The organism is Oleiharenicola lentus (genome assembly GCF_051660365.1).
GTDB lineage: Bacteria > Verrucomicrobiota > Verrucomicrobiia > Opitutales > Opitutaceae > Lacunisphaera > Lacunisphaera lenta_A.
Genome location: NZ_JBOZXB010000001.1, coordinates 3,082,296 through 3,102,641 on the forward strand (window position 1 = coordinate 3,082,296; position 20,346 = coordinate 3,102,641).

General features: G+C 58.4%; 20 protein-coding genes. 8 read left to right on the plus strand and 12 right to left on the minus strand.

The window, feature by feature from the left end:
* Positions 1–42: 42 nt before the first annotated feature.
* Both ACRRQW_RS11895 and ACRRQW_RS11900 read right to left on the minus strand, forming a co-directional pair.
* Positions 43–1,545, minus strand: a complete 1,503-nt coding sequence (locus ACRRQW_RS11895; protein ID WP_438481621.1) for a Gfo/Idh/MocA family protein — start codon at positions 1,543–1,545, stop codon at positions 43–45.
* Positions 1,546–1,766: 221 nt separating this feature from the next.
* Positions 1,767–2,234, minus strand: coding sequence for a universal stress protein (locus tag ACRRQW_RS11900; protein ID WP_438481623.1), 468 nt, complete (start codon positions 2,232–2,234; stop codon positions 1,767–1,769).
* 132 nt (positions 2,235–2,366) lie between these two features.
* On the opposite strand from ACRRQW_RS11900, the gene ACRRQW_RS11905 reads away from it, so the two are divergent.
* Entirely contained in the window at positions 2,367–4,556 is a 2,190-nt protein-coding gene (locus ACRRQW_RS11905; RefSeq protein WP_438481625.1) for a hypothetical protein, read from the plus strand.
* Between the two features lie 45 nt (positions 4,557–4,601).
* Here the strand turns inward: ACRRQW_RS11905 and ACRRQW_RS11910 are convergent, their stop codons facing one another.
* Positions 4,602–6,878, minus strand: a complete 2,277-nt coding sequence (locus tag ACRRQW_RS11910) for a spermidine synthase (RefSeq protein WP_438481627.1) — start codon at positions 6,876–6,878, stop codon at positions 4,602–4,604.
* A 182-nt stretch (positions 6,879–7,060) separates the two neighbouring features.
* On the opposite strand from ACRRQW_RS11910, the gene ACRRQW_RS11915 reads away from it, so the two are divergent.
* Positions 7,061–7,456 carry a response regulator gene (locus ACRRQW_RS11915; protein WP_438481629.1) on the plus strand — a complete coding sequence of 132 codons (396 nt, stop codon included), beginning with the start codon at positions 7,061–7,063 and terminating at the stop codon, positions 7,454–7,456.
* A gap of 14 nt (positions 7,457–7,470) precedes the next feature.
* Positions 7,471–9,402: a cyclic nucleotide-binding domain-containing protein gene (locus ACRRQW_RS11920; protein WP_438481631.1), complete on the plus strand. Its 1,932-nt coding sequence runs from the start codon at positions 7,471–7,473 to the stop codon at positions 9,400–9,402.
* Positions 9,403–9,589: 187 nt separating this feature from the next.
* On the opposite strand, the gene ACRRQW_RS11925 is transcribed toward ACRRQW_RS11920, so the two are convergent.
* Entirely contained in the window at positions 9,590–10,258 is a 669-nt protein-coding gene (locus ACRRQW_RS11925; RefSeq protein WP_438481633.1) for an HAD family acid phosphatase, read from the minus strand.
* 200 nt (positions 10,259–10,458) lie between these two features.
* Between ACRRQW_RS11925 and ACRRQW_RS11930 the strand changes: the two genes are divergently transcribed.
* Positions 10,459–10,893 (plus strand): EF-hand domain-containing protein, encoded by a 435-nt coding sequence (locus ACRRQW_RS11930; protein ID WP_438481635.1) that lies wholly within the window; start codon positions 10,459–10,461, stop codon positions 10,891–10,893.
* 99 nt (positions 10,894–10,992) lie between these two features.
* Here the strand turns inward: ACRRQW_RS11930 and ACRRQW_RS11935 are convergent, their stop codons facing one another.
* The 5 genes from ACRRQW_RS11935 to ACRRQW_RS11955 form a co-directional block, all read right to left on the minus strand.
* On the minus strand, positions 10,993–11,313 hold the full coding sequence (locus ACRRQW_RS11935) for a DUF2809 domain-containing protein (RefSeq protein WP_438481637.1): 321 nt from the start codon (positions 11,311–11,313) through the stop codon (positions 10,993–10,995).
* Between the two features lie 165 nt (positions 11,314–11,478).
* Entirely contained in the window at positions 11,479–12,372 is an 894-nt protein-coding gene (locus tag ACRRQW_RS11940; protein WP_438481639.1) for a sigma-70 family RNA polymerase sigma factor, read from the minus strand.
* A 15-nt stretch (positions 12,373–12,387) separates the two neighbouring features.
* Entirely contained in the window at positions 12,388–12,840 is a 453-nt protein-coding gene (locus ACRRQW_RS11945) for a carboxymuconolactone decarboxylase family protein (protein ID WP_438481641.1), read from the minus strand.
* Positions 12,841–13,001: 161 nt separating this feature from the next.
* Entirely contained in the window at positions 13,002–13,763 is a 762-nt protein-coding gene (locus ACRRQW_RS11950; protein ID WP_438481643.1) for a PEP-CTERM sorting domain-containing protein, read from the minus strand.
* Between the two features lie 184 nt (positions 13,764–13,947).
* Positions 13,948–14,127 carry a CsbD family protein gene (locus tag ACRRQW_RS11955; RefSeq protein WP_438481645.1) on the minus strand — a complete coding sequence of 60 codons (180 nt, stop codon included), beginning with the start codon at positions 14,125–14,127 and terminating at the stop codon, positions 13,948–13,950.
* 164 nt (positions 14,128–14,291) lie between these two features.
* On the opposite strand from ACRRQW_RS11955, the gene ACRRQW_RS11960 reads away from it, so the two are divergent.
* The 4 genes from ACRRQW_RS11960 (at position 14,292) to ACRRQW_RS11975 (ending at position 17,424) form a co-directional block, all read left to right on the plus strand.
* On the plus strand, positions 14,292–15,311 hold the full coding sequence (locus ACRRQW_RS11960; RefSeq protein WP_438481647.1) for a putative zinc-binding metallopeptidase: 1,020 nt from the start codon (positions 14,292–14,294) through the stop codon (positions 15,309–15,311).
* Between the two features lie 2 nt (positions 15,312–15,313).
* A complete protein-coding gene (locus tag ACRRQW_RS11965; RefSeq protein WP_438481649.1) occupies positions 15,314–16,336 on the plus strand; it encodes a D-alanine--D-alanine ligase family protein in 1,023 nt (340 codons plus the stop codon).
* An 81-nt stretch (positions 16,337–16,417) separates the two neighbouring features.
* A complete protein-coding gene (locus ACRRQW_RS11970; RefSeq protein WP_438481651.1) occupies positions 16,418–16,909 on the plus strand; it encodes a hypothetical protein in 492 nt (163 codons plus the stop codon).
* A 5-nt stretch (positions 16,910–16,914) separates the two neighbouring features.
* Positions 16,915–17,424 carry a hypothetical protein gene (locus ACRRQW_RS11975; RefSeq protein ID WP_438481653.1) on the plus strand — a complete coding sequence of 170 codons (510 nt, stop codon included), beginning with the start codon at positions 16,915–16,917 and terminating at the stop codon, positions 17,422–17,424.
* An 85-nt stretch (positions 17,425–17,509) separates the two neighbouring features.
* Here ACRRQW_RS11975 and ACRRQW_RS11980 read toward each other — a convergent pair whose 3' ends face one another.
* The 3 genes from ACRRQW_RS11980 to ACRRQW_RS11990 are packed head-to-tail and all read right to left on the minus strand — an operon-like array spanning position 17,510 to position 20,320.
* A complete protein-coding gene (locus ACRRQW_RS11980; protein ID WP_438481655.1) occupies positions 17,510–19,624 on the minus strand; it encodes a DNA gyrase/topoisomerase IV subunit A in 2,115 nt (704 codons plus the stop codon).
* 52 nt (positions 19,625–19,676) lie between these two features.
* Positions 19,677–20,054 carry a PIN domain-containing protein gene (locus ACRRQW_RS11985; RefSeq protein WP_438481656.1) on the minus strand — a complete coding sequence of 126 codons (378 nt, stop codon included), beginning with the start codon at positions 20,052–20,054 and terminating at the stop codon, positions 19,677–19,679.
* Complete coding sequence (locus ACRRQW_RS11990; protein ID WP_438481658.1) at positions 20,051–20,320, minus strand: type II toxin-antitoxin system Phd/YefM family antitoxin; 270 nt, start codon at positions 20,318–20,320, stop codon at positions 20,051–20,053. The genes ACRRQW_RS11985 and ACRRQW_RS11990 overlap by 4 nt, the downstream gene beginning before the upstream one ends.
* Between the last annotated feature and the right edge of the window lie 26 nt (positions 20,321–20,346).

Here is a 20,346-nt window from a genome sequence, read left to right on the forward strand (position 1 = left end):
TGGCCGGGTTTGAGGTAACTACTGACGAGAGGAAGGCGGCGATCAGCCGCGGACGATCTTGGCACGCTCGGGCATTGGGATTGGGCCGGTGCGTGAGGGCATGGGAGCGTAATCGGGGCGAGCGAGATTTTTGACGAGCTTCTGCACGTCGACCGGCTGACCATTTTTGAAACAAATATTGGCTGCCGCGCCGATGAGCATGGAGTTGGCCCCCGCGCGTTCGTCGGCAGCACGCTGGTATTTGTCCGCCGGGGGCGAGGGCAGGAACATGTCGTCGAGCATTACCTTGTCGCCGCCGCCGTGCGAACCGGTGCCGGTCCAGGCTTCGATTTTTCGTGGAGCGCCACGGAGGGGAATAATGCGCGTCGTCACGCCGCCGTCGGCGATGGCGCCTTGCGAGTCCTGACTCGTGGTGCCGTTGGCGTAAACTTGTTCGACGATGGTGTGCTCCAGGCGGCCCTTTGTGCCATTGAAGGCGATGTGGTAACCTTCCCACGCGTTGAAAGCGTTGAGAGAATAACTGAGGGTTGCGTGGTTGTCGTAGCCGACGATGACATTCATCGTGTCCTCGATGTCGATGCGCGGATTAAAGACGCATTGATCGCGGAAATAGCCGTCGTAGCTCTCGTTATCGAGGTAGATTTCCTTGAGTTCGGCATTGCCCTTCAAGTCTAGCGCGAGACCGCACTTGGCTTGCTCAGGGCAGGTGTGACAACGCTCGTGATGCGATTGGAGGCCGAAACGTTTGGCCATCGCCGGCGTGTAGAATTCGCGTTTGCCGGTCGCGGTGACGCTGACAGGCACGGCGCCGAGCCACCAGTTCACGAGATCGAAATGGTGCGTGGCTTTATGAATCATAAGGCCGCCGGAATTCTTTTTCTCGCCGTGCCAGCGGCGGAAATAATCGGCGCCGTGGGTCGTGTTGAGCATCCAGTGGAAGTCGACCGAAAGCACTTCGCCGATTTCGCCGGACATCAAAATATCCTTCACCTGGGTGCGCGGCGGCGAGTAGCGGTAATTGAAGAGCACGCGCACTTGTTTACCGGTGCGCTGGCGGGCATCGAGGATGCGCTGGCATTTCTCCGGCGTGGTCGTCATCGGCTTTTCCGTGATCGTGTCGCAACCGAGTTCCATCGCGCGGACGAGATAGTCGTCGTGCGTGGCATCGACGGTCGTGACGATGACGTAATCTGGTTTCGTCTCGCGGATCATCTTTTCAAAATCCGTGTGCGCGTAGCCAGCCGGGATTTTTGCGCCGGCGGCAGCGGAGCGTTTCTGCGAGAGTTTCACGCGACCGGCGTTGAGATCGCACACGGCGACAAGTTCGGCGTGCTCCTTGTAGGCGCCTTCGATGGCGCTTTGATACATGCGATAGCGCGAGCCGAGCCCGACGATGGCATAGCGTCGGCGGCGCGGCGCGGTGGCGGCCTGCGCCAGGGACGAAGGCACTGCACTGAGTGCAGCAATGCCGAGTCCGGCAGCGGAGAGAGTTTTCACGAACGTGCGGCGATCGACGCCGGCAACAGGGTTCATTTCGGAATGCATGAACGAAACGGATTAGGGGTTAACGAAGCGAAGCGCGTAGACCATGGAGCGCGTTTCATGGCGCGGCAAGCCGCCGCTCACGTTAACTTTTCGTATCGTCAACCCGCGAATTGTTACCGCGTCGCGAGCGCGCGATTTCAGCAATCCGACCCAATCGCGTTTGTCATATATTATATGACAAACCGCTCGTGCCTGAACTGGTGGGACGAGCTGCTTAAAAACTACCTGGTGGTGGACGGCGTGCTTTTGCGTTCGATCGGAGGGAGCACGATGACGCCACAGGTGGCGTGTTTTAGAATGTTACTCGCGGTGCTGCCGACGAGGAGGTCGTAGAGTTTGCCGTGCCCGTGCGAGCCCATGATGATGTAGTCGGCTTTGGTGCGCTTCGCTTCTTCGACGATACAGTAACCCGGCGGGCCTTGGAGGACGTGAGCTTCGGTTTTGATGCGGGCGGCACGGAATTTTTTAACGAGAGTAGCGAGGCGGCGTGCGGCGACCTTTTCGCCGATCAGGATGACCTCCTGCATGGTGCCGACCGGCAGCGAAAAATCAGTCGTCACGGGTGGCGGTGGTATCACGACATGCACCAAGACGACTCGCCCGCGCAGGCTGCGTGCGAACTCAATCGACGCGGCCACGACTTTTTTGGTGACGGTGGAGAAATCGATCGGGACGAGCAGAGTTTTCATGCCTACTCAGACCCCGCGAATCGGGATTGGGTTCACGGTGGGCGGATAAAAATTCCGGTAATCTTTTCGCGCCGAGCTTAGAAATTGCCATTGCAGGCGGGTTTGACGTGATAGGCGCACACCCACTTCATCATGGCCGCTTCAACTCCCGCTGGACATCACTGGAAATTCTTTCGCACGGGCGAACTCGATCAAGTCGCCCTCGAAACGGGTGCGGATCTGCTCAACCTCGAGCACCTCGACCAGAAATTGTGGGTCGCGCTCGGTTGTCCGGTCAAAGGCATCGAACTCGATGAAAAAACGCTCGCACTGATCGACACGGATAACGACGGCCGCATTCGCGTGCCCGAGTTGCTCGCGGCCATCAAGTGGGCGGCTGAGCGGTTGAAAGAAACCGGTGATTTATTGAAAGGCGCGGAGTCGCTGCCACTTTCCGCGATCAACGATTCCGCGCCCGAGGGCAAGGTGCTGGTCGCGTCCGCGCGCCAGATTCTCGCTAACGTCGGCAAAAGAGATTCCGTGACGATCTCGCCTGCGGATACAACAAACACGGCGAAGATTTTTGCCGCGAGTCCGCTGAACGGCGACGGCGTCATTACGCCCGAAGCCACCGACGATCCGGAAGCGCAGGCGCTGATCAAAGACATCATTGCGACCGTGGGCGGCGTCGCGGACCGTTCCGGCGTCGCGGGCGTGAGTGCAGAAAAAGCCGACGCATTCTTCGTCGAGCTGCAGGCGTATCTGGATTGGGTGCAGCAAAGTTCCTCGAAAGACATTGCGGTGCTCGGCGATGCCACCGATGCCGCCGTCGCGGCGCTCAAGGCAGTGCGCACGAAGGTGGAAGACTATTTCGCGCGTTGCCGCCTGGCGGCGTTCGATGCGCGCGCGCTCGCGGCGCTAAATCGCGAAGAAAAAGAATACCTCGCGATTGCCGCGAAGGATCTGTCGATCACGGCGGAGGAAGTCGCCGGCCTGCCGCTCTCTAAAGTTCACGCGGATGGCGTGCTGCCGCTGATCGAAGGCGTGAATCCTGCGTGGACCGCCGCGCTGGCGACGCTGCACAAGGCGGTCGTGACGCCCGTGCTTGGAGCGGCGAAAACGTCGCTCAACGCGAAAGAGTGGAGCGAGCTCAACGCGAAGTTCGCTGCTTACGAAACGTGGCTCGGGGGCAAGGCCGGCACCTCTGTCGAGAAACTCGGCCTCGTGCGCGCGAAGGAGTTGCTCAGCAGCAAAGCCCGCGCGGTGCTCACCACGTTGCTCGCGAAAGACAAAGCGCTTGAGCCGGAATTCAAGGCCATCAGCGATGTCGACCGTCTCACCCACTACTATCGCGACATGCGTGCGCTGCTGCACAATTTCGTGAACTTCGCGGATTTTTATTCACCGGATCGCTGGGCGGTGTTTCAAGCGGGCACGTTGTATTTCGATAGCCGCAGCCTTGAACTGTGCGTGCGCGTCGACGCCGTGAGTCCACTCGCGGCGATGAGCAAAGCCTACATCGCCTACATCGATTGCAAACGCGTTGGGTTGCCGCCGATGAAAATCGCCGCGTGCGTGACGCAGGGTGACAGCGATTATCTTTTCGTCGGGCGCAACGGTATCTTCTACGACCGCAAGGGCCGCGATTGGGATGCGACGGTGTCGAGCATCGTCGATAACCCGATCAGCATCCGGCAGGCGTTTTGGTCGCCGTATAAAAAGTTCATTCGCATGATCGAGGAGCAGGTCGCCAAGCGCGCCGCCGCCGCCGAAGCTGAGTCCAATGCGAAGCTCGCCGGCGCGGCCGATGCCGCCGCCAACGCCGACAAGACCAAGGCTGCGCCCGTGCCCCCGCCCACGCCGAAGAAAGTCGATGTCGGGGCCGTCGCCGCGATTGGTGTGGCCATTTCCGGTGCAGTCACCGCGTTTACTTTGATCCTCGGTTACGTGTTTCAACTTAAAGCGTGGCAATATCCGCTCGTGCTCGTGGGCCTCATGCTGGTGATCTCCGCACCCTCGATGATTATTGCGTGGCTCAAGCTCCGTCAGCGCACGCTCGGCCCGATTCTCGAAGGCAACGGTTGGGCGATCAATGGACGCGTGAAGATCAACATTCCGTTCGGCACCGCGCTCACGGATCTGGCTACGCTTCCGCCGGGTTCGACGCGTTCGCTCGAAGATCCTTACGAGGATAAATCCGTGCGTCGCCAGAAACGGATTTGGACGACGCTGTTCGTGCTCCTGGTTCTCGGAGTCGCGGCGTCGTGGTGGCTGCGGAGCTGGCCGTTTCAACCGAAGCCGGTGACCGCTCAGCCGGCGGCGGCGGTCGCGCCGGCGAATTAAATTCTGCGTTTCAACAACACGGGCAACTTACGGTGCCCGTGTTTTTTATTTCAGCACTTTCAACATGCTCGCGTGGTCGTCGGTCCAGAGCACGTAGTTGGCGGTGGCGTCGGGTGGTTCCTGCGCGGAGTCGGCGATGTCGCTTTGCTCGAGGAAAGTTTTATCCGTGCTGAGCAGCACCCACGTGCTGCCGTAGAGCCACCACTGATCCGGTTCGGGTTGGTCATCGATCGTGGCGAAATGGAGTTGGTAATGTTTCGCGAGCGCTTCGACGACCGGACGCAAGTCGAGATAACGATTCGAGATATGCACCGCGATCACGCCGCCGGGGCGCATGTGTTGCAGGTAGATGCCGAAGGCTTCCTTCGTTAACAAATGCACGGGGATCGCGTCGCTGCTGAACGCGTCGAGGGCCAGCAGGTCGAAGTTTTGTTTTTCGCCGCGGGCGAGTTCCTGCTCCATCACGAGACGCGCGTCGCCGAGGGCGATTTCCACTTTCGCGGGTGATTGGTCGAGGTAAGTGAAGTGTTCACGTGCGAGCGAGACGATGTCGGCATTGATTTCGTAGAAGTGCAGCGTGTCGCCTTCCTGACCGTAAGTGGCGAGCGTGCCCACGCCGAGGCCCACGAGACCGATGCGGCGCTGGCCTTTGAGGAGATCGAGCGCGCGGCCCACGCCGCTGGTCGCGCCATAATAACTCGTCGTGCGCCACGCGAAGGCCGACGCCTGCAACTGCAAGCCGTGCGTGGTCTCGCCGTGCGCGAGCAACAAGTAGTGCGAGTCGGGTTCGTCTGCGCTGTATTCGTGGAGTTTCAGCGTGCCGTAAAAATTACGGCTCGCCAACACGACCGAGCGCGCATCTTCCGCGGCCTGGATCGTGAAAACCACCCCCAGCAACAACGCGCACACGAGGGGAAACGCCGCCATGCGCCGCCGCCATTCGGGGCTGAGCCGGAAGCCGCGTGACGCCCGCAACGTCACGATCATCACGACGATCATCCCAAGAATTTCTCGCCAGCGCGCGGCGTAGAATGATTTCCCTTCGAGGTAGAGTTGGCCGAACCATTTCGCGAGGTCGTTGCTCAAGCCGGTGCGCAAAATGGGAATTAGCACGATCAATCCCAGCACGCCTGCGGCAATGCCCAGCACGAGCGAGCGACTGCGATAAAGCAGGCAGATCACGCCTGTGAGGTAGGCGAGGATGCCGAGGCCGAGTTGCAGTTCGCGGTATTCATTAAAAATCAGCGGCGCGATCACTGCGACCACGAGGCCGCCCAACGCACCCCCCGCCGCGATGAGGAGATAGAATTTCGTGAGGTGTTTCGGCGTGGGTTTCAGGCGGTAGAGTTCGCCGTGACAAATCATGCACGCAGCGAACAGCGTGAGGGAATAGACGCTTACCTGCACCGGCAGCCGGATGCCCGAGCCCGCGTGAAGGAGATACACGATGGAGCCGCAGCCCGCGGCGAAGAGTGCACCGAATAGTTTCTGCGAATACCAACGCGGATGATCGAAACACAGAATGAAACTCAGCAGATAAATGCTCAATGGCAGCACCCACAGAAACGGCACTACCGCGACGTCGAGACAGAGTTTGTTGGTGGTCGCCATCAACAGCACGGACGCAACCGCGGGCAGGGCGAGCCACATGAACTTATCGAGCGCGCTCGGCGTGGAGTCGGCGTCGGCCAGGTCGCCGGTTTCATTTGAAGGCGCGGCGAGATTCGCAACAGGCGCGTCGGGTAACTTGCGCACCTGCCAGGCGCAGAATCCGCATAAGCCCACAAACACGACCAACGCGACCGACCAGCCGTAACCTTGCGCGGTGCGCGACAACAACGGTTCGAAGACAAACGGATAACCGAGCAACGCGAGCAATGAGCCGACGTTGGACAATGCATAGAGCCGATACGGTGGCACGTGCGGATGCGTGAGGCTAAACCAGCGTTGCAGTAGCGGCCCGGTCGCCGACAGCACGAGATACGGCATGCCGAGACAGGCGAGGAGCATAAACAAGATGCGCAACGTCGGCTCTTCTCCGCCCGTCGGTTTCCAGCTCGCTCCGGGGATGATTGGCAGCCACGCGAGGGACACGACGAGCAGGATGAGGTGCAGCGTTGCTTGCTGTTTTGGACGCAATTTGGTGGTCGTCAGGTGAGCGTAAGCGTAGCCGCCAAGAAGCAACGTTTGGAAAAATAGCAGGCACGTTGTCCAAACCCCCGGACTGCCGCCAAACCAAGGCAAAATGTATTTACCGATGAGCGGCTGAACCAGAAAAAGCAGGAACGCGCCGGTGAAAATCGTCAGAGCATAAAGCGGCATAACAAAGTGTCAGCTGCCACTTTGCTCAACGGCAAGCCTCGGATTTTCAGTCAGTTCGCCCCCGCAAAACCTCTGTTTACCACTTGTAGGCTGATTACCTATTGATTGTAGGGTTAAAACCCTACATCGATAGGGGGTTCGGATTCCCTTAAACCATTTAACGCCATCGCGCTTCCTCACCAATGCCTCCCACGGAGACCTCGCACGACTGGATCCTCGTCATCGATGACGATGAGCCGATTCGCAGCATGTTGCTCATCGCGCTTTCGACGCCCGAAGTGCAAGTGGTGGCGGCGGGCGGGGCAGCGGAAGCTTTGGAGATTATTAAACAGCGGCCCACGGAGCCGGTGTTGGTGCTTACGGATGTCATGATGCCTGAGACGAACGGCCTCGTGCTCGCGCGCAAACTCAGCGCGATGCTCAAGCGCAGCAAACTCGCCATCATGAGCGGCCATTTGAACAACATCGCGTGGTGGCCCGTCGAGTTGCGCGAGATCGCCTACATCGCCAAGCCGTTTCGCATCAGCGATCTCACCGCACTCGTCGCGACCGCGCGCGCCGAGTTTAAACGCGACTAAGCGAATTCGTTAACGTGGAAACCAATCTCAAGCTCACCGCGAATCGCTGGCAACTTGCCACGCAACTCCAGCGCACTCCCGTGTTTGGCGGCGTGCTGTGGCTGAAGAATATTCCCGAGGCCACCTACCTGAAAGTGACGCGCAAGCAGTGGGCGATTCTGGAAAGATTTATCGAGCCGCGCACCGTGCCGGCGTTGCTTCAGGAAATCATCGAAGATCGCACCTGTCCCGCGCTCGGCGAATTCTACGAACTCATGCTGAAGGCGATCGAGGCACGCATCCTGATCGAACCGCGCCAGACACCGTCGCCAAACCCAGTGGTCAACTGGCCGGTGTCCGTTCGTCCCGTGATGGTGGGCTCATTGCTCTGGGCGATTTTTCTGGTGAGCTGCGCCTTCGTTCTGTGGCGCCCGCCCGCGATTCCCAATACCGTCGAGGCGGTGGCGATCGGCTTGGGCGTGCTGGTGGTCAAAGCCTTTGTCGGTGCGGCGTTGGCGGCGACATTGCTGCGCGGAGCCGGAGGCGAGGTGTATGTGTCGCGCAAGATTTTCGTCAACCTGAAGGACGCGTGCATGATTTCGCCGGCGGATTACCGGCGGGTGGCCGTCGCGCCGCTCGCGATTCTCGCGCTGACGACCGCGCTCCTTTCATGGTATCGCTCCTCGTGGGGTTTCCTGCCGATGCTCGGGTTGCTTTTCCACCTGCGACCGATTTTTAGCGGAGTCATTAACCGCATGATGCGCGTCAGCTTTGGTAAACGCCTGAGCGATGCGGAGCACGATTATATTTTCCCGCCCAACAAAACGGCGCGTATGCGCGTGAAGCTACTCCTGCGGTCATTGCGCAATTCCAGCACGTGGCTGCAAGTCGGTTACGGTGTCGGTTGGATTATTGCGGTGACCTACCTCATCGGTGCTTCCACGGAAGTGCCGCCTTGGAAACCTGTCTTCTGGGAAGAGCACGGCCCGACCATTGGCCTCGCCGTCGTAGCGTCGCTCGCGCTGCTCGGTGCGATTTACCTTTGCGGGGAATTTTATCTTTTCGCACGCGAGCGGGCCTTCGCTCGCCGCGACACCATGCGCCAATGGTGGGCCCGCTGGTTCGGCAAGGCGCGTTTCGCCAATGATGAAGCGGAGCGTCTGCGCGCGGTGGTGCGCTCGCCGCTGCTGCGTTTGCTCTCGCCGCCGTCGCAGGCGATGCTCGCGCATGCACTCACGCCGGTTTCGGCACGGGCTTGGAAGACGCTACAAAGCTTCGATGATCCGACAGTCAACGTGTCGCTGATTCGATCGGGCAAGGTGGGCGTTTACCGTCGCCTCGCGAGCGGCCGCCGCGAACTTTCCCACGTGCTGTGTGAAAACGACATCGTCGGCCTGCATGCGGTCGCCGATCCGAAAAATCCGGTGTTTCTCTACCGCACGCTGACGCCAGTCGTGCTGCTGCAAGTGAGTTGGGACCAAGCGAAGGACATGATTCTCTCGCCGCTCGGCCCGATCGACATCGCGAATCCAGTGCAGAAGCTGCCGTTCCTCTCGCGCATCAGCCTTTGTCAAAACTGGCATGTGCAAGCGATCCAGCGTTTCTCGGAATTATCGCGCCTGCTCGATTATCGCGAAGGCGAGACGATCTTGAACCAGGGCTACTACAGCGAAAGCTTCTTCATCATTTTCGAAGGAGAGGCCCGGATAATGAGCACGAAAGGGCGGCAGGTCGGGACGATTCGTGCCGGAAATTTCTTTGGCGAAATCGGGTTGCTGCAAAACAGCAATACGACCGCCCAAGTCGTGGCGGGCAAAGGCACGCGTTGCTTGTGTATCCCGCGCCAGGAATTCCTGCGCTTCGTCGCCCACAATTACACCGTGGCGCTCACGTTGGAGCGGGTGAGTTCGAAACGCTTGGGCCATCCGATTTTTCCAATGGTGCCGGGCAACTTTCAGCAGCTCTAAATCAATTTTAGCAGGGGCGGCATGCTGCGGTAGAATTGCTGCGCGGCAATTACGGGTTGGTCACCGAGTCGTGCCGTCCCTGCTATATTTAAAATTCGAGGCGTGAGGCGGATCGTGCGTAGTAAGCGCACACCAATAACGCCCTTCCTCAAGCCGGCCTCCGCAATGGCTCGCGCAAAGCTCGTGATCAGTTGGCGATATAAAACGGGTTGGGGAGCTTGAACGTTTTTTCCGCGTGGCCACCTTCCAGATCGCTCACCTGGTCGCCGAGGTTTGCGATGATCACGTAACCTTCCGCTTCGATTTCGCCACGCACGCGCGTCTTGAAAGCGCGTGCGGTGCTCTTTTCGTCGTTGGGTTTGTAATAAACTTTTTCCCATGTGGCGTAGCCTGCTTCGTGCAGGTTTTTCGCCGTGCCGCGGCGATCGCTCTCTTTCCGCCCGGTGATGAAAAACACCGTCACTTTTCCTTCCACGGCGGCATCGTAGATTTTTTTCACGGAAGGAATCGCGGGCGCGGTGCCTTCGGCGACCCACGTGTCCCAAATCGGTGGCAGGTAACCGTAGTCGTTGGTGCGGATGTGCCCGATGTTGCTCAAAGTCGTCTCGTCAATGTCGAAAATGATCGCGAGCTTCTTGCCGGCAGGTGCGCCTTTCGCGATGCGCTTAACGAGATACTTGTGCGCGCTGGCGGAAACCTTCTCGAGATCACGCGTGTATTCGCCGGAATCGACGTAGGTGTTAATCTCCTGCTTGAGCGTGTAGAGATTTTCCGGCTCAGCGGCGCTGACATCATTGAACGAAAAAATAACCGCCAGCCCCATGGCCAGCGCCGACGAGAAAACACGATTTCGCATGCGGCGAATATTGCAGCGGGCAATGAAAACACAATCGCACTTTACCGCGCCGCCGTGCGCGAAACCGGGATGGGGCAAACGCCCGATGCCCTCCGACGGGACCGGCCCCGTGGTGAAAAAACGAACCGCGGCTAAGTTATGGCGTCAGACTTCCCGTAACGAAAACTGAAACCTCAACAAAAGGATTAGTTATGAAATCGATGAAAACTCCTCTCGCTCTCATGTGTGGTCTCGCGCTCGGATCTGTCTCGGCGTTCGCCGGCGGTCACGATCCGGATGACAAGTTCAAGATGATGGACACCAACAGCGACGGCATGATTTCCCGCTCCGAGCATACAGCCGGTGCGCAGACGATGTTCAGCAAATTGGATACCAACATGGACGGTAACGTCACCTCGGCGGAAATGGATGCCGCGTGGGCTGGCGAAGGCAAAAAAGCCGACAAAAAAGAAATGTCTGCTTCGCAAAAGATCGCGGCCATCGATAGCAACGGCGACGGGCAGCTCTCACAATCCGAACATGTCGCCGGGTCCGAAGCGATGTTCACTGCTGCTGACAAAGATGCCGATGGCTCGCTTAGCAAAGACGAGTTCAAGGATGCCCATAAACAGATGAAGAAAGACAAGAAGTGGTAAGCTTCTCGTTGTTTCATCTTCACACTTTGAAGTCGGCGGGTTGAGTCCGGACGAAAGTCACACGCTCGCCCGTCGGTTTCGAAACAGAGCCCGCGTTCTTCACTGAGCGCGGGCTTTTTTGTTTTTCAGCGGGCCAAAAAATTCGACGCACACGCCCAGTATCACGCCGAAGCTGTAAGCCGCGAGATTTTGCCAGGAGAATACATGGCCGAAAATCAAATGCCCAAAAGTGGTGTGCCGCACCTGCACGAGCCACGTGGCCTGATATAGTTTTAAAAATTCGATCGCGAGACAGGTCGCGGCCGTTAGCCCTGTGATCTTACTGATCGTCGCTTTCGAACATACCAGACCCCATCCGAAGTAGACCATGAGCGCCCACAACACGTCTCCCGGATATTTCCCAAATACCGAAGGCAACACTCCAGGAAACCGCCGAGAGGCTAGGCCAGCTGCGATCACTCCGATAATCATCACTAGCTGCCAAAAGCGCGATCGGTGAACCGTTCCCTGATCAATTGTCGTCATGACCGATGGACCTTCGTTCAGTTAGTCGGCGGCTCGTTGAACTCACGGAAATAAGGCAGGTCAGCACGCCAACGCGGTTTGCAAGTGCCGGAGCTTCTCGGGATTTCGCACGAGGTAGATCGCCGTGATGGACCCGTCGCGAAAATCGAAGGCAAGGGTCTGGGTAATGCCCGCGGCATCCTGCATGAGCAGCCCGGGCCGGCCGTTGACAAGCACCGGGCCGACGCTGCGCGCGGGGCCGTGTTTGCGTCGCAGCATCGAAAACATCCGCGCGATGCGCTCCGCCCCGAGGATGTGGCGGCGGGCCGCGCGCACTTTGCCGCCGCTATCAGAATGCAACACGGCGTCCGCCGTGAGCAGTTGGGTGAGCGCGGTGAGTTCGCCCGACTGCGTGGCGCGCATGAACGCCTCGACGATGCGTTCGCCTTCGCCGGGCGGCACGATGAAACGCGGACGCGCCGCGCGCAGGTGCGCCCGTGCGCGGGTCGCGAGCTGCCGGCACGTGGCCGGCGAACGGTCAAGCGCGACGGCAACTTCTGCGAAAGTCTGCCCAAATGCGTCGTGCAGAACAAATGCCGCGCGCTCGAGCGGCGAGAGTCGTTCCAACGCGAGCATGAGTGCGACGGAAATATCGTCGGCCTGGTTTTCCTCGAACAACGTCGTGAAGCCCGCCGCGTGCACGATCGGCTCAGGCAGCCACGGACCGACGTAACGTTCGCGGCGCACTCGCGCGGATTTTAACTGGTCGAGGCACAGCCGCGCGGCGATGCGGGTGAGAAAGGCTTTGGGCTCGCGCACCTCGGTTTCGGCGCGCCCCGCCCAGCGCAGATACGTTTCCTGCACGATGTCCTCGGCTTCGGACACTGTGCCCAAAAAGCGATATGCGACCGCCATCAAGTGCGCGCGATGCGGCTCGAAGCTGTCGGCGAAATCGGACTGGCGGGTTTGCACCATGGTGAGATGCGGGGGTTAATTTTTGGCGGGCAGGGGATGAATTGCGCGAAAGCTCACGGCGAAACGATTCCACGAATTGATGACCGCGATGGCGAGGGTGAGTTTGACGAGTTCTTCTTCGCTGAACTGGGCGCGGACTTTCTCATAAACGGCATCCGGCACGCGTGACGTGGCGACCAGCGTGACAGCTTCCGTCCAGGCGAGCGCGGCCCGTTCGCGATCGGTGTAGAGCGGCGACTCCTCCCAGGCGGCGAGCAGGTGCAGGCGCGTGTCCGTTTCGCCGGCGGCGCGGGCTTCGCGTGTGTGCATTTCGAGGCAGTAGGCGCAGCCGTTGAGCTGCGACGCGCGGATTTTCACGAGCTCGATGAGCGAAGGCTCAAGCCCCTGCTCGTGGGAAAAATTAGAAAGAGCCAGTTGGGCTTTGAACACCGTGGGCGCGGCTTGGATGTAATTGAGGCGGGTTTTCATGGTAATAAAGGCGGCCCGAAAAGCCGGGCTCATTACCAAGGACGAGACAGTCGCGCGAAGTGTGACATCGCTTCGCATAAAAACTGCCGTTTCGAAAAAACAAAAACGCGAGTCGGGAGATCGCTCCCGGACTCGCGTTGAAAATTGAAGATTAGCCGAACTCAGCTCTTGCGGCGACGCATCCAGACCAATCCAAGCGAGATCGCGCCGATGAGCGTTGCGTAAGTCGAGGGCTCAGGAATCGCTTGAGCCGCACCCGTGGCGGTGCCGAAGATGTCGATTTCGCGATACATGCTTTCAGCGCCCCCTGTGTTGAGAAAAACGAATGCCATGCTGCCGACTCCGGTTGCGAGTGGGCCTCCTCCGTCGAAGAAGGTGTTGGTTCGCATCTCAATATCTCCGGTGGGTTGATTGACGCTAAACAATTGATTGAAAGACTCTGAGCCGACTGGAGTCCAATACGCGACAAAGTTTTGGCCGGCGCGACCTTGTCCAGACCCTGTGAGCACCGCAATGGAGGCCAGGTTGTAACCCTGGGTGTTGATCGACGTGTTGAACTTAAATATAATGATCGAACCCTCCATGGGGGTCAAAGTAGGTGTCGTATTTAAATTGTCGGCGGCCTCGTAGGTGGTGCCGTCATTTAACTTGGCGACGTTCGAGCCATACAGCGCGGAGCCAATATTTATCACCAAAGAGGCGAAGGTCGGTTGACCCGCATTTGCAAGGTCCGTGCTGGAAACCGTGAAGGTGCCTTGGGTTCCCGTGGCGGTGCTGGTGGTGATTTGCGCAGGTAGTGCAGTGAAAATCGCGGCCCCGAGCAAAAGCGCGGCGAGGTTACGGGCAGTTGAAACAAGCATGAATTTTTGTGGGGGGTGAGTGTGTGGGCTGGCGATAGCGCGCCGGTTATCGAAGCCGGTCAACTCCAGAGGGGCTGATAGCACAAGTTTGTGACGAACAGCCGCTTGCTGTTGCAAGGAGTCGACTTTAGGACGGGCGCATTGCTCCCTGCGGTCGGGTGCATACGCAAGGCGCGCGCTCAGCGTGGACGCAAAAAAGCGACAGGACACAACGCCTGTCGCTTTTCTAAAACGGACGGGAAACGGCTTACTTGCCGCGAGACTTTTGATCCTTGCCGACCGCCTTTTGAATTTTGCCGCCGACTTCCTGAAGCGCGCCTTTCACTTGGAGCTTCGGGCTGTTCACGACTTTGCCGACGGCTTGTTTGGCTTTACCGGCGGCGACGTTGCCATTGCCACGGGCGAGATTGGTAGTGCTGGCTTTCATATAGTTTGAGTTTTGGGTTTTCGAATTACTGAACGGCTATTCTGACTGGCGCGCGCATTCGTCGTTCCGAAAACAGCTCTCCGGAAGAATCCCACGGCTGAGGTAGGGGAATGTGACCGCGAGAATTTGATTCTAGCGGCGTGAGATTGCGCTAAGGTTCTGTGATGGAATCTCCCGCGTGGCCCGATCTCGACGAAGCGCTACTGCTTGAGCGGAAGATTTCCCAACTCGGGCTCACGCTCACGGGCACGCCGCTCCAGCCGCTGATTCAGCAACTCTACGACGAACTCTCTGCGAAAGGCTTGGTGTTTCATCCGCCGTGTCACGTCGGCGATGAGTGGTTTGTGCCGGTGGGCATCCCGGCGATTTTTGTGCCGTTCTACCTGACGCATGAGCGCCTGCGTAAACTGGAGGCAAAGATGATGCTCGAGGTTGAAGGCGACACTCCGAAAATGTTTATGCGCCTGATCCGGCACGAGGCGGCGCACGCTTACGCCTACGCCTACCAGCTCACGCAAAAACGAAAATGGCAGCGCGTGTTCGGTCGCTCGTCGGTGAAAACCACGCCGGAATTTTATCGCCCGCGGCCTTACAGTCATTCCTACGTGGTGCACCTCGACGACTGGTATGCGCAAAGCCACCCCGACGAGGATTTCGCGGAGACCTTTGCCGTGTGGCTCACGCCTGATCTCGACTGGCGCACGCGTTTCAAAGGCTGGAAGGCGCTCGAGAAACTCGAATACGTCGACCAGCTCATGAAGACGCTCGCCGGCCAGCCGCCGCCGTATCAGCCCGGGTATCTCGAAAAAGATTTCAACTGCCTCAACTTAAAGCTGAACACGTTTTATGTGCGGAAGCGGAAGCAGTATGAAGACACCTATCCCGATTTCTATGATCGCGACCTGCGCCAACTTTTTGCCGGCCCGCCGGAAGCTGGCCCGGCCTGCAAAGCCTCCGTTTATCTGCGCCAACGACGGCGCCAGCTGATGGATGCCGTCTGCGAATCTTCGAACGAAAAAAAATACCGCGTGAACAAACTCCTCTCGCGGCTGATCGAACGTTGCGACCAACTCGAGCTGCACTTGAGTCCCGGCGAGGCGCCGCCCGACATGGCCGTGGCGGCTTACGTGACCACGCTCGTGATGAACTACCTCTTCACCGGAAAATTCAAACGCTCCAAATAACCATGGCGAAAAAACTCAAAGTTCTCGCGTTGTTCGATGCCGTGCGTCCGATGACGCTTGATCAAGATCTGAGCGCCGAGCTGCAAACTCCCGACTGGAAAACCGAAGCCGCGCTCCTCGCCGCGTTGAAGGAGTTGGGCCATGAGCACGAGCAGCTCGCGATTTTCGATGACCTCGATCTGCTCCGGCAAAAACTGCAGACGTTCACGCCGGACGTGATTTTTAATCAGGCTGATCAATTCCGTAACAATCGCGCGTTCGACCAGCACATTGTCTCGTTCCTCGCGATGAACGAAATCCCCTTCACCGGTTGCGGCGCCACCGGCCTGACGCTCTGCAAGCACAAGGGCATTTCCAAAAAAATTCTTAGCTATCACCGCATCCACACGCCGCACTTCGCGATGATCCCGCGCGGTCGCCGGGCAGTGCGACCGAAGCACCTCAAATTTCCGATCCTCATCAAGCCGCTCAAAGAGGAGGCGTCATTCGGAATTTCGCAGGCGTCGTTTGTCGAGACCGATGAACAATTCCGCGAGCGCGTCGCGTTCATCCACGAGAGCAACGGCGGCAACGATGTCATTGCGGAGGAATATATCGCCGGTCGCGAGCTCTACGTCAGCGTGATCGGCAACCACCGCTTGCAGGTGTTCCCGATTCGCGAACTCGTGTTTCGGGAAGTGCCGCCCGACGAGCCAAAGATCGCCACGTATCGGGCGAAATGGGACGAAGCGTATCGCGCGAAATGGGGCTTGGAAAACCGCTTTGCCGAAGGCTTGGAGCCCGCGCTCGTGCGTCACATCGAGTCCGTCTGCAAGCGTATCTACCACCTACTGACCATCGACGGCTACGCACGCATCGACCTGCGATTAAATGCGCAGAACGAACTGTATTTCATCGAAGCGAATCCCAATCCCGCGCTCGCGCCCGACGAAGATTTCGCGCAATCGGCGTTGAAAGCTGGTATATCTTATCCGCAATTAATAGATCGCATCGCACGGCTCGGGATGAAGACGTTGCGCGATTGATTTGAAGCTTGGTCGAGCATGCGAACTCACACTCACGCGGCGCCAAAAAATGTAGTCCGATCGTTGGTGGGCGAGCGTTTAGTGCTTACTCGGAAATGGCGCACGGGAGCCGCGTGGATTGTCGTTGGTTTCACGGTGGTGTGGGATGCGTTTCTGGTGATGTGGTATGCCTTCGGGCTCACGCGAGGCGACCTCTCGTGGGGGCTTTTACTGTTTCCGCTGCTGCACGTGGCGTTTGGTCTCGTGCTGACCTACGCGTCGCTCGGAATGCTTTTTAATTCTACGGTGATCGAAGTCTCCGCCGATTTGCTGCGCGTCGCGACCGGGCCGATTCCGTTTCACCGCGAAGTGCGGGTGTCGCCGTCGGAGATCCGTGAAGTCCGCTATCATGAGCACGCCAGCCGCGGTTACTCCTCATCATACGACTTGCGCGCAGTTTTGAATTCTGGCGAGGAAAAGAATCTTCTGCGCGGCCTCGGGGAGTATTCCGAAGTGCTTTTTTATACTTCGGAGCTTCGCTCATCACTCGGGTTGTCAGGGACGACTAAGAAAAGTGAAGCGAGTGCGTCATGATTGTCATGAAACGAGGAATTATGATCGGAGCCTTGATCGCAATTACGGCTTTGTTGGGTGTCTTCACGGGACGATGGCAAGGGCAGAGAGAAGTGCTCGTGGAGCGAACGCTCCACGCAAAACAGGCTGAAGCTCAGCAGCAGAAAATCAGGGCGCGAATCACGGATGCGATTCTTACTTGTGATGAAATCCTGGTGGAGTTCAGCGATCCGCTTTTCTATCGAGGAAAGTCTTTCAAGGATGAGAACACGCGGCGTGAAATTGCCGCCTTTTTAAGGGACGCTCGTCTTGAATCTGAATCGCCTGGTTTTTGGGCGACGCGTTGGACGATCCGGGGTTGGAAGCAAGGGCAGGACTCGGTCAGCTTATCGTGGCTGGGTTCGGTGTTGCGGGTAAGCGGTGACGCGATCTCGGGAGAATTTATTGTGGGCAGTGAGGTGACGTCGCTTTTGCAGCGTTGGGTGGAAGCCAAAGTGCCGGCTCCGAAAATCGTAAGTGATTCTGATCAGCCTTAGGCGCGCGGTTGCCGTTTTTATGCGCCACAAAAAAGCGCACCCTTGGATGCGCTTTGCGAGGAGGCCGAGAAGCGTAGCGTAGCGCTCAGTCTACGTTTTTCACTTCTTTCACGGCCCATTTGCTGACGGTGAGGCCTTTTGACGTGCGGGTGCTGACAGGGACGGCGGTCATGTCGAATTCGAGTTCGCGGACGCGGGCGCCGCTGCGGCCGTCGAGGAAGACGTTGAGCTTCTTCGGCATCTCTTTTTCGGATTTGGCGATGTGGAGATACACGATCTTCGAATTTTCGCTCTTCGCGAGCGGGTAGAGTTTGTCGCGGGAGAGGCCGCCGATCTGGAATTTCTTGGCGAAGGCTTTGCCGGTTTCACCGTCCTGATACACCATCGTGTAGAAATTCTGGTCGCCGTCTTTTGGCCAGATCGCGATGTGCCGAATGTTGCGGCCCATGAAAACTTTGTCGGCGACTTTGGTGACCTTGAGCGAGCCGTCTTCCATGATCGTGAGCACGCTGTCGAGAATGGTGCACTCGGTGACGAATTCGTGCTGGCGCCAGTTGAGGCCGATGAAACCGTCCTCGCGATTCACGTAAAGGCGCTGGTTGACGGAGACGACGGATGACGCGTCGATTTGCGCGATCTCGTCGTAGGCGGTGCGGCGCTTGTGGCCTTTGCCGTATTTTTCCTGGAGCATCTCGAACCACGCGACGGCGTAACCGGTGAGGTTCTTGAGGTGGGCTTTCGTCTCCTTCATGCTCTCCTCGATCTTCTTCATAGCCTCGTCAGCCTGGAAACGATTGTAGGCGGAGATGCGCTTGATGCGGATTTCGGTGAGGCGCGTGATGTCGTCGGCGGTGACTTCACGGCGGAGATTTTTAATGAACGGCTTTAAGCCGCTGCGGATTTCTTCGAGGACGGATTCCCACGTCTTCGATTTTTCGATGTTCCGGTAGATGCGCTCTTCGATAAAAATGCGTTCCAGCGAATCCCAGTGCCATTGCTGTTCGAGCTCGCCGAGCTTGATATCGAGTTCCTGCTTGAGCAGGTCTTTCGTTTTCTCAGCGGAACGTTTGAGGATTTCGCGGACGCCGAGGAACTGCGGTTTGTCGTGTTCGATCACGCATGCGGCGGGCGAGAGCTGCATCTGGCAATTCGTGAACACGTAAAGTTGCTGGATGATTTTATCGGGGTCGCTGCCGGCGGGAAGGTGAATGAGAATTTCGACGGAGTCAGCGGTGTTGTCGTCGACGTGCTTGATCTTGATCTTGCCCTTGGCGTTCGCGGAGAGGATCGATTCGATGAGCGATTCGGTGGTGGCGCCGAACGGAAGTTCGGTGATCGCGAGCAGGTATTTGCTGCGGACTTCGATCTTGGCGCGGACCTTCACTTTGCCGCCGCGTTCGCCGTCGTTGTATTCAGAGAAGTCAGCGGTGCCACCGGTGGCGAAATCGGGGAGGATGCGGAAGGTTTTTCCTTGGAGGTGATTGATCGCGGCGCGGCAGAGGTCGTTGAAATTATGCGGCAGGATCTTGGTCATCAGACCGACGGCGATGCCTTCGGCGCCTTCGAGAAGCGTGATCGGGAACTTCGCGGGAAGCGTGACGGGTTCTTTGGCGCGCCCGTCGTAGCTGAGCTGCCATGTCGTGGTCTTCGGGTTGAAGAGGACGTCTTTAGCGAAATTCGTGAGGCGCGCCTCGATGTAACGCGGCGCAGCGGCTTCGTCGCCGGTGAGCATGTTGCCGTAGTTGCCTTGCGGCTCGATGAGCCAGGCGCGCTGGCCGATCGCGACGAGTGCGGCACCGATGGAGGCGTCGCCGTGCGGGTGGAAGCGCATCGTGGCGCCGACGACGTTGGCGACTTTGTGGAAGCGGCCGTCGTCCATTTCCCACAACGTGTGGAGAATGCGGCGCTGCACCGGCTTCAAGCCGTCATCGATGTGCGGGACGGCGCGGTCGAGAATGACGTAGCTGGCGTATTCGAGAAACCAATTGCGGTAATGCAGCGCGAGCGGGGCCTGGTCGTCCTGGACTTTGACACCTTTGGGGCGGGTAGGCGCGAGCGACACAGATTCCATGGGAACGGTGAGCGACTCCGAAACAGGTTCGGCGGCCGGCGGCGTCGCGGGCACGACGACGTTGGTTGCCGCGGCATCAAGCGGCAGTTCGGGCTGATCGGATTTCTTGGAAGGTTTCTTTTTAGCCATTACTGGAAAGGGGGAAGGTTACGAAGCGAGGTGCGGCGTCGAGAGTGAATTTTTACGTGGCCAGACGCAGGCCGTAGGGAAGGAAAAGTTGGAAATCCGCAATGTTTGCAGTGGCTAGTCGGGCTTCGGCCATGATGGCGGCAGCGGCTATCATGCAGTCATAACGTAGCCCACGCTGACGACCAGTCAGGTTGAAAAGTTGAGCAGCGAGCTCGGCATCTTCTTGAGAAAAAGCGATAACGCGGTCGTCGATGGCCTGACGAATAGCTTCCACGACCTCGGGTTGCACCGGCCCCGTGACAAACGCCATCCAGGCAATGGAGGATGTGGAAAGTGCGTCGCCTCGCTGTAGCCAGCGTTGAACGTCGAGTTCTTCCCGTGTGCCAGACTGATTGGCGAGGATTAAGTAGTTGGTGTCGAGATGGATCACGGCGCGCGTTCGCCCCACGCTTTTTGATCTTCTCGTAGTTCGCGCAGATACGTTTCCGCTTTCTGTGGGTAATCAGGGTCTTGGGCCGTGATTTCTTGAGCGCGCTTGAGAGCTTCCATCGGAGTAAGCTTGGAGATAGGTTTGGCAGGCACCATTTCAGCAATGCGCTCACCGCGATAGGTCAATTCTAGGCGTTCGCCCTTACGAAGTAGCTTCACGATGCCTTCCAAGTCATTACGTAAATCGACGGCTGAAATGGTTCTCATGAGTTGAAGTTGATGTTGAACTTTAA